Annotated in this window: 11 protein-coding genes; 10 read left to right on the top strand and 1 reads right to left on the bottom strand. The window is 69.0% G+C overall.

Annotated elements, in window-relative coordinates:
* Window positions 1-81 precede the first annotated feature (81 nt).
* The 9 genes from AB0M47_RS40810 (at window position 82) to AB0M47_RS40770 (ending at window position 6,737) form a co-directional block, all read left to right on the top strand.
* Window positions 82-1,068, top strand: coding sequence for a sugar ABC transporter permease (locus AB0M47_RS40810; RefSeq protein ID WP_363423880.1), 987 nt, complete (start codon window positions 82-84; stop codon window positions 1,066-1,068).
* A 10-nt stretch (window positions 1,069-1,078) separates the two neighbouring features.
* Complete coding sequence (locus tag AB0M47_RS40805; RefSeq protein ID WP_363423878.1) at window positions 1,079-2,023, top strand: carbohydrate ABC transporter permease; 945 nt, start codon at window positions 1,079-1,081, stop codon at window positions 2,021-2,023.
* A gap of 87 nt (window positions 2,024-2,110) precedes the next feature.
* The gene (locus tag AB0M47_RS40800) at window positions 2,111-3,454 is read left to right on the top strand and encodes a ferredoxin reductase family protein (protein ID WP_363423882.1); all 1,344 of its coding nucleotides are present in this window, start codon (window positions 2,111-2,113) and stop codon (window positions 3,452-3,454) included.
* Window positions 3,455-3,486: 32 nt separating this feature from the next.
* Window positions 3,487-4,011 carry an FMN-binding protein gene (locus AB0M47_RS40795; protein WP_363423875.1) on the top strand — a complete coding sequence of 175 codons (525 nt, stop codon included), beginning with the start codon at window positions 3,487-3,489 and terminating at the stop codon, window positions 4,009-4,011.
* Window positions 4,008-4,793, top strand: coding sequence for an FAD:protein FMN transferase (locus AB0M47_RS40790; RefSeq protein ID WP_363423873.1), 786 nt, complete (start codon window positions 4,008-4,010; stop codon window positions 4,791-4,793). Before AB0M47_RS40795 ends, AB0M47_RS40790 begins: the two co-directional genes overlap by 4 nt.
* An 82-nt stretch (window positions 4,794-4,875) precedes the next feature.
* Window positions 4,876-5,289 carry a nuclear transport factor 2 family protein gene (locus AB0M47_RS40785; protein WP_363423870.1) on the top strand — a complete coding sequence of 138 codons (414 nt, stop codon included), beginning with the start codon at window positions 4,876-4,878 and terminating at the stop codon, window positions 5,287-5,289.
* Complete coding sequence (locus AB0M47_RS40780) at window positions 5,286-5,723, top strand: CBS domain-containing protein (RefSeq protein WP_363423868.1); 438 nt, start codon at window positions 5,286-5,288, stop codon at window positions 5,721-5,723. The genes AB0M47_RS40785 and AB0M47_RS40780 overlap by 4 nt, the downstream gene beginning before the upstream one ends.
* Window positions 5,724-5,802: 79 nt before the next feature.
* Complete coding sequence (locus AB0M47_RS40775) at window positions 5,803-6,366, top strand: GyrI-like domain-containing protein (protein ID WP_363423865.1); 564 nt, start codon at window positions 5,803-5,805, stop codon at window positions 6,364-6,366.
* A 113-nt stretch (window positions 6,367-6,479) separates the two neighbouring features.
* Window positions 6,480-6,737: a hypothetical protein gene (locus AB0M47_RS40770; protein ID WP_253762820.1), complete on the top strand. Its 258-nt coding sequence runs from the start codon at window positions 6,480-6,482 to the stop codon at window positions 6,735-6,737.
* A 46-nt stretch (window positions 6,738-6,783) separates the two neighbouring features.
* Here AB0M47_RS40770 and AB0M47_RS40765 read toward each other — a convergent pair whose 3' ends face one another.
* The gene (locus AB0M47_RS40765) at window positions 6,784-7,233 is read right to left on the bottom strand and encodes a hypothetical protein (RefSeq protein WP_363423862.1); all 450 of its coding nucleotides are present in this window, start codon (window positions 7,231-7,233) and stop codon (window positions 6,784-6,786) included.
* 177 nt (window positions 7,234-7,410) lie between these two features.
* Here AB0M47_RS40765 and AB0M47_RS40760 point away from each other — a divergent pair, with 177 nt between their 5' ends.
* A complete protein-coding gene (locus tag AB0M47_RS40760; protein ID WP_363423859.1) occupies window positions 7,411-8,727 on the top strand; it encodes a cellulose binding domain-containing protein in 1,317 nt (438 codons plus the stop codon).
* The last annotated feature ends 96 nt before the right edge of the window (window positions 8,728-8,823 follow it).

Here is an 8,823-nt window from a genome sequence, read left to right as displayed (position 1 = left end):
GGTTTCCGGGTCTAAACTTCACCAAAGTTTCCCCCCGGAACCCTGATCCTGCCCACAGCAGACCCGACCTAAGGATTCGCCATGAACCACGGCAGAGCCCGCTTCATCGTGGGCTTCCTGTTCTTCCCCGTGCTGCTGTACGTGGTCTACGTGATCTGGCCGTATCTCCAGACCATCGGCTACTCGCTGACGGACTGGAACGGCTTCACGCCGGAGGTGCCGTACGCCGGCTTCGGCAACTACGCCGATCTGCTCAAAGACGAGACCTTCCTGCGATCGCTGTACCACAACGCCGTGATCCTCGTGGTCTATCCGATCGTCACCATCCTGCTGGCGCTGTTCTTCGCGTTCATGCTCAACGTCGGCGGCCGTGGGGACAAGGCGGGCGTACGCGGGGTGGCCGGGTCCGGCCTCTACAAGACGATCTTCTTCTTCCCGCAGCTGCTGTCGATCGCGATCGTGGCGATCCTGTGGAGCCGCATCTTCGAAAGCTCCACCGACACCGGCTTCCTCAACGCGCTGCTGGCGAAGGTCGGCATCGTCGACCCGCAGCATCCGCTGCTGTTCCTGGGCGAGACGGACTCCTGGCTGCTGCCGGGCATCCCGTTCGGCGACACCGTGCTGGACGCGCCGGTGGTCCTCTGGTGCCTGATCGTCATCGCCGTCTGGGGCGGTGTCGGTTTCTACCTCGTGCTCTTCTCGGCCGGCATGCAGTCCATCCCGAAGGACATCTTCGAGGCCGCGCTGCTCGACGGCTCCACCCGGGGCCAGACCTTCTTCCGGATCACGCTGCCGCTGCTGTGGGAGCAGATCTCGGTCGCCTGGGTCTACCTGGGCATCGCCGCGCTGGACTTCTTCCTGCTCGCGTACGCGATCGCGCCGCCGAGCATGCAGGCGACCGGGGCGAGCCACGTGATGAGTTCGTGGATCTATCACACCGCGTTCGGCAGCAGCCGCTACGACAAGTTCGGGTACGCCTGCGCGATGGCGGTCGCGATGGCGGCGTTCACCTTCATCTTCGCGCTGATCCAGTTGCGGATCACGCGCCGGGAAAAGATCGAGTTCTAGGGCGGCCGGGATGACCACGACAACCTCGAAACACGCGCTGCCGACCGCGCCCGGACCGGTGGCGGAGCCGCCGCCGAAGAGCAAGGGCGAGGGCCGCCTCCTCACCGGCTTCTCCCACGTGTTCCTCGCCGTGTGGGGCCTGATGGTCGGTGTGCCGCTGCTCTGGGCGACGGTGCAGTCGTTCCGGTCCGACGACGAGATCCTGCACAAGCCGTTGAGCCTGCCCGGTTCGTGGCACATCGGCGCGTTCGGCCGGGCCTGGACCAAGGGCCACATCGGGGAGTACTTCTTCAACACCATCGTCGTGATGACGTTCAGCGTGACGCTGAGCATGCTGCTCGGCGCGATGGTGGCGTATGTGCTGGCCCGGTATCGCTTCCCCGGCAACCGGATCGTCTACTACCTGTTCTTCACCGGGCTGGTCATGCCGATCTTCCTCGGGCTGATCCCGCTCTACAAGACGGTGCAGAACCTGGCCGCGATGCTCGGCCTGTCCAGCGTCATCGGCCTGAACACCTACGGCGGCCTGATCCTCGTCTACATCGCGTACTCGCTGCCGTTCACGGTGTTCTTCCTGCACTCCTTCTTCCGTACGCTGTCCACCGACGTCGCCGAGGCGGGCCTGATCGACGGGGCGAGCCACACGACGCTGTTCTTCCGCGTGATGCTGCCGATGGCCAAGCCCGGCCTGGTCAGCATCGGCCTGTTCAACATCATCGGCCAGTGGAACCAGTTCATCCTGCCCAACCTGCTCATGAAGCCGCAGAGCGGTTTCGAGGAGGGCAAGTTCGTGCTGACCCAAGGCCTGCTCAACCTCGTGAACAACTCGAAGTACGAGACGGACTGGGCGCGGCTGTTCGCCGGCATGACCCTGGCGATGCTGCCGATCCTGGTGACCTACCTCGTCTTCAACCGCCAGATCCAGGCCGGCTTGACCGGCTCGATCACCAAATAGCGCGGACGCTGTGCCCGGCTCACAGGCTGGGCACAGCAAACCCTTAGCGGGCGCATACGCGGCTCCGGGATCGTCGACGGCGTGAAGATGAAGCGCTGGTGGGCCGACGTGGCGGGGTTCGCCGCCGGGCTGACCGTGATCGTGGTCGTGGCGCTGTGGGTCGCTCAAGGCGGCGTACAGGAGGTCGCCGGGGGCGGCTGGGGCGCGGTCGCGGCGGTCGGGCGGCTGGCCGGGCTGGTCGCCTCGGATCTGATGCTGCTGCAGGTGCTGCTGCTGGCGCGGATTCCCTGGGTCGAGCGGGCCTTCGGGCAGGACCAGCTGGCCCGGTGGCACCGCTGGGTCGGGTTCACCTCGTTCCACCTCCTGGTCGCCCACATCGTGCTCATCACGCTCGGCTACGCCGGGCCGGTGCACGACAACGTGCTGCACACGTTCTGGGACCTGATCACCACCTATCCCGGGATGCTGCTCGCGCTGGCGGGCGCGGCGGCGATCGTCATGGTCGTGGTGACCTCGATCAAGGCGGCCCGGCGTCGGCTGCGCTACGAGTCGTGGCACCTGTTGCACCTGTACGCGTACCTCGGCGTGGGGTTGGCGCTGCCGCACCAGTTGTGGACCGGTGCGGACTTCCTCGCCTCCCCGATCGCGCGGGCGTACTGGTGGACGCTGTGGGCGACGACGGCCGCGGTGATCCTGATCTTCCGCGTCGGGCTGCCGGCCTGGCGTACCGCCCGGCATCGGCTGGAGGTCGCCGAGGTGGTCGCCGAAGGGCCCGGCCTCACCTCGGTGTACCTCAAGGGCCGGTTCCTGGACCGGCTGCCGGTCCGGGCCGGGCAGTTCTTCCAGTGGCGCTTCCTCGACGGTCCCGGCTGGTCGCGGGCACATCCGTACTCGTTGTCGGGTCCACCGCGACCGGATCGGCTGCGGATCACGGTGAAGGATCTCGGGGACGGCAGCGCGCGCGTCGCCACCCTGCGGCCCGGCACCCGCGTCCTGGTCGAAGGGCCGTACGGCCGGCTCACGGGCGAGGCGTACCGGGGTGGTCCGGTCACGATGATCGCCTGCGGCATCGGCATCACCCCACTCCTCGCGCTGCTGTGGGACCTGCCCTACCGCGACGGCGAAGCCACGCTCGTCTATCGCGCGCGGTCCGCGCAAGAGCTCGCCTTCCGGTCGGAGATCGAGTGGCTCGCCGCGCGGCGCGGGCTCCGCGTCGTCACACTCCTCGGACCTCGCGCCCAGGATTCCTGGTTGCCTCACGGGTACGCCGAGAGCGGCGACCTGGCGGCGTTGCGTCGCATCGTCCCGGACGCGCGCGGACAGCACATCTACATCTGCGGCCCCGACGACTGGAGCGCCCGGGTGCGGCACACGGCGGCCGAGGCCGGGGTCGCGCCGGACCGGGTTCACGTCGAGCACTTCGCCTGGTGAGACTGAGTAGCAGGAAGCGGTAGGAGGAAGAGATGCGGCGGATCACGCTGTGGCTGCTGTCCACTGTGGCGGCGGTGGTGCTGTTGTTCAGCTACCGCACCAGCACCATGGGCTCGGGTGGCGGTGACACGGTCGCGGTGACACCCGCGAACAACGCGGCGTCCGCCGGTTCGGGCTCGACCGCGCAGCAGCAGACGAAGAGCGGCACGGCGAACGGCGGCGCCACGAGCGGTGGCACGACGAGCGGTGGCACGAACGGCACGACCACCACCTCGGGCAGCAAGACCTACGACGGCTCGGTCGCGCAGACCCGCTGGGGTCCGGTGCAGGTGCGGATCACCGTCGCCAACGGCGAGATCACCGACGTCGAGGCTGTCGAGTACCCCACCGAGAACCACCGGGACCAGGAGATCAACCAGTACGCCCTGCCGATCCTGCACGACTCGGTGATCTCGCAGCAGAGCGCGAACATCGACACCGTCTCAGGCGCGACGGTCACCAGCGAGGGCTACATCCAGTCGTTGCAGGCGGCCCTCGACGCCGCCCATCTGTCATGACCGCGCCCGTAGCCGGGTTCGTCCAGCGGGCCTGGGTCGAACAGATCATGGGGCTGCCGATCAGCGTCCACCTGCGGGGCGCCGATCCGGCCACGCCGGCTGTCGAGGCCGCGGTGACGGCGTACTTCGCCGAACTGCGGCGTGCCGACGACATCTTCAGCACCTATCGCGCCGACAGCGAGATCAGCCGCTGGCAGCGCGGTGAGCTGACCCTGGCCGCTGCGGATCCGCTCTTGGGCTGGGTACTGGCGAGCTGCGATCAGGCCTTTGTGCGTACACGTGGATTCTTCGACGCGCGATCCTTGCCCGACCCACTGGGCGGCGCACCGCGGACCGATCCTTCCGGCCTGGTCAAGGGATGGGCCGTGGAGCGGACCGCGCGGCGGCTGCCGGCGGACCACGGCTGGTGCGTCAACGCGGGCGGCGATGTGTTGGTGCACGCGCCGGACGGGCTGCCCGCGTGGCGCGTGGGCGTCGAGGATCCGGTACGCGACGGCAAGATCCTGCGCGCGGTGACCATGCGGCGCGGCGCGCTGGCGACGTCTGGAACGCGCCATCGCGGTACGCACATCGTCGACCCGCACACGGGACAGCCGCCGACGGGGCTGCGGCAGGTCAGCGTGCTGGGCCCGGAACTGCTCTGGGCCGACGTGTACGCGACCGCGGCGTTCGCCCGGGGCGCGAGCGCACTGGAGTGGCTGGCGACGCTTGACGGGTACGAGGGTCTGGTGGTGACCTCTGACGGCCGTGTACGCAGCACGCCGGGGTGGCCGATCGCGTGAACGGCGGTGCCGGCGATGGCGCGCGGGATCGGACGGGCGCAGACTGAGGTTTGAGGGACGGCGACCGAGGAAAGGGGTCGTCATGACAAGTGTTCTGCCCGCTTCGAGCACCACCGAGGCCGATGTGCGGGCGATGCTGCGGCTGTGGACCACGGCGGAGTACCGCGGTCTGGTCGACGTCGTCGAGGAGTTGCTGACCGACGACTTCCTGGGCGTGGACCGGGCCGGGCACGTGCTGGACAAGCAGGCTTGGCTGGCCCGGCGGCGGGACGGCCGGCTGTTCCACACGACGTTCACCGTCGATCCCGTCGATCTACGCCTGCACGGCGACTCCGCGGTCGCCGTGGGCGACCACGAATGCGCCGGCCACGACCAGGGCGAGATCTTCGGGCGGCAGTGCCGGATAACCGCGGTCGGCGTACGCGACGGGCGGCTGTGGAAGCTCGCCTCGGTGCACATCAGCGAGACGCCGGAGCAGGCGGGCAGCTCCGGATGAGGCTCACCGCGGAGACCGTGATGACCGGCGACCCCGTGACGATCGAGGCGACCGACTCGATCGTGCACGCGGCGCGGCTGATGCGCGACTACGACATCGGCGACCTCATCGTGACCGACCGAGGCCACCTGGTCGGCATAGTCACTGATCGGGACATCGTGATAAGGGGGATCGCGGACTCCCGAGGCGTGGAGACCACCCACGTCGGCGAGGTGTGCAGCCGGGACGTGGTGACCGTCGGCCCGGACGAGGAGCTGGACCAGGTCGTCGCGATCATGTGCGAGCACGCCGTACGCCGGATGCCGGTGATCTCGGGCGGCCGCGTCGTCGGCGTGATCTCGCTCGGCGACCTCGCCCAGGAGGACGGCGAACTCGCGCTGACCGACGCGAAGTCCGTGCTCACGGAGATCAGCCTCGCCCAGCCGAACCGTTGATCAGGCAGCCGAATCGCTGATCAACAGTGTCGGGCTGCCGTCGCGCGGGTACTGCCTCCAGTGAACGGAGGCCCGAAAAATGGACGAGATCCTGATGACGGGACCGCCGGCGGTCGATTCCCGGCCCGCGATCGCCACTACCGGTCTCACGCGCTATCTGACGCTCGACGGCCACGGCGCGCCCGACGCCTTTCCCGCGTACGCCGACGCGCTGCGCCGCGTCGCCACCGCCCTTCGGCTGCCGGTGCATCCGACCGAGGCGTTGTGGTGGTCGGCGGACGGCGGCCCGATGCGTCCCGAGCGCATGCACGCCTGGCGGTGGTCACTGCTGCAGAAGGTGCCGCTGGAAACCGGGACCGCCGACGTCGCCAAGGCTTCGGCCACGCTGCGCGGCATAGTGCCCGAGGGGCTGCTGTCGGACATCAGCGTCGCCAGCCTCGACGAGGGCACCGTCGCGCAGGTTCTGTACACCGGATCGTTGCGCGACAAGGCGCCCGCCCTGCGGATGTTGCGCGATTTCGCGCGTACGCACGGCTATGCGGTCAAGGGGAAGTACCACGAGATCTATCTGGACGATCCCGGCCCGCATTCGCCGCCGGACGCCCGGACGATTCTCCGGTTGCCCCTCGTCCGGACGGCTTGACCGGCCGCGCCGAAGATCCCGTACGCGGCACGGCCCTCCCGCACGGCTCGTTGACAAGGGGAAGGCTGCCCACTCGGGGCAGCATGAGCAGTGCGAATGCAGGGAGGGCCGTGATGGCTCGCAAACGACGGACGGCGGTGCCGGCCGCCGCCCCACCACCTCCGGTCGAGCAGATGCCGGTGGTGGCGCCGGACAGCCCGTTGGCGATGACCGCCCGGGAACTGCTGGCGGCGCACACCCCGCCGGAGGGGAGCGCCACCTGCCCGCGATGTGACGTGCCCGATCCGTGCCCGACGGCCCGGCACGCGAGCATCGTGTGTCTGGCGGCGCGGGATCCCGCGGAGGCGAACGCACTGACCCCGACCGGTTGAGGACCGGCCAGCCCCGGTCGCGGGCGCGTCGCTCACGGCGATTCGCTCAGCGACCGGGGCGTTTCATGTCTCGGTTTCCGGTCGGCGTGCGCATCGCCTTCAGCGCCCGGCTGGCCAGCGCCTCCTGATCGACCCGCGCGCGGAAGTCCGGGTCGGCGCGGTACACGGCCAGCATCGCGCGCAGACGTGAGGCGGGTGTGACGCCGTCGCCGAGCCGGAAGCTCTTCAACGCGAGATCCTCTTCGACGGTCAGGGTGACGCTGACCCGTTCCGGTCGTCTCCCCAGCGGGCGCGGTTCGCGGATCGAGCGCCGCGTCTGCGTCGCGTCGAGAAACCCGCGTTGGTAGTCGCGGCCGTGCCGGGCGGACAGAGCGCGCATCGCGTCGCGGAGCAAGGATGTCCCCCCGCCGAGTCCGTGCCGCCAGCGCTGGCCGTCGTCGGTCTGCAGCCAGGCTCGCCCCATCCGGCTGCCGGCGTCGTACTCGTCGGTCGTCACGGGGTTCGCGCCTACCCCGTTCCGCGTAACTCAAACGTCTTGCCACTCGATAGTGGGACACCGCGGGATTACAGTCAGGACATCCATCGCCGTCCACTCCCAACGGACGGGTCCGGCTCCGCCCAGAGCCGGGGACGGCGTGACCCGGAGAAAGGATGTCCCGTGCGCGTGCCTCAGATGAGGCGCGTGACCCTGCTGCGCTCCACGGTTCTCGCGGCTGTCCTGCTCGTCGTCGGCTACGCCGGCGCCGCGCTTGCGCTGCCTGATCCGCCTGCGCCGGTCACCGCCAACGCCACCTGGTTCGACGCCCTCGGTTCGCCGTACGGCGGCTGTGGACTGCCTCAGGCTAATTTGGACAGTCAGAACTTCGTCGCCCTCAACGTGTTCAACACGCCCCGCGACTACGCGTACTCGACGCGGCCGGTGCCCGACGCCGCCAAGACCGGCATGTGGGAGAACGGGCGCAACTGCGGCCGCTATGTCCAGGTCTCGATCGCCGACTACTGCACCGGCGTCAACGACGGCGCGCCGAACCAGGCCTTCTGCCGCAACGGGTCGTGGGTCGCCGACGCGTACAACGGCGGCACGCTGACCATGCTGGTCGCCGACAGCTGCGGCGACGGCAACGCCTGGTGCCGCGACGACCCGTACCACCTCGACCTGGCCAAGGGTTCGCTGAACACGTTCGTCAAGAACGGCACGACGCTGACCGACCTCTACCCGAACCACTGGAACAACCGGCACATCAGCTGGAAGTTCGTGCCCGCGCCCGACTACACCGGCGACATCAACATCGGCTTCCTGCAAGGGGCGCAGCAGTGGTGGCCGGCCATCGCCGTGTCCCACCTGGCCAACGGCATCCACGGAGTCGAGTACTTCGCCGACGGCACCTGGCACACCGCCGCGATGAACAGCGACATGGGCCAGTCCTACATCATCGGCGGGCTCACCTCGGGCGCGACGTCCTTCCAGATCCGCGTACGCGACGTCACCGACGCGCTCATCAACGGCGGCCGCGTGTACTCGTTCAGCCTGCCGTGCTCGTCGCAGTGCTCGGTTCCGTACACGGCTGCGGCGTACACGACCTCGGGTGGCTCGACCGGCTCGCCGAGCACGTCACCCTCGACGTCCCCGTCCGCTTCGCCCTCGGCGTCCGTGTCGCCGTCGGCTTCGGTCTCGCCCACCTCGTCGTCCGGGGCATGCACGGCCGCGTACAAGGTCACCAGCTCCTGGCCCGGCGGCTTCGGCGGCGAGGTGACCGTGACCGCGGGCAGCGCCCCGATCACGGGCTGGACCGTGAAGTGGACGTACGCCAACGGACAGACGATCACCCAACTGTGGAACGGCACGCTGACCACGAGCGGGTCGGCGATCACCGTGAAGAACGTGTCGTACAACGGCTCGCTCGGCGCGGGCGGGACGGCGACGTTCGGCTTCAACGGGACGTCGACCGGCACCAACAGCGTCCCCACGCTGACCTGCACCAGCCCTTAACCCCCTGCGGATCACGGTTGCGCATGCTTCCCGGGCCTGCGGTTGCATTGGGAAACGTGATAGGGCGCCGTGCGCTTGCGTTGTGGGTGTGAGTAG

Source organism: Hamadaea sp. NPDC051192, from assembly GCF_040682475.1.
Lineage (GTDB): Bacteria > Actinomycetota > Actinomycetes > Mycobacteriales > Micromonosporaceae > Hamadaea > Hamadaea flava.
The sequence above is the reverse complement of the archived record's forward strand: the minus strand, read 5'-3'. Positions and strand labels throughout refer to the sequence as shown.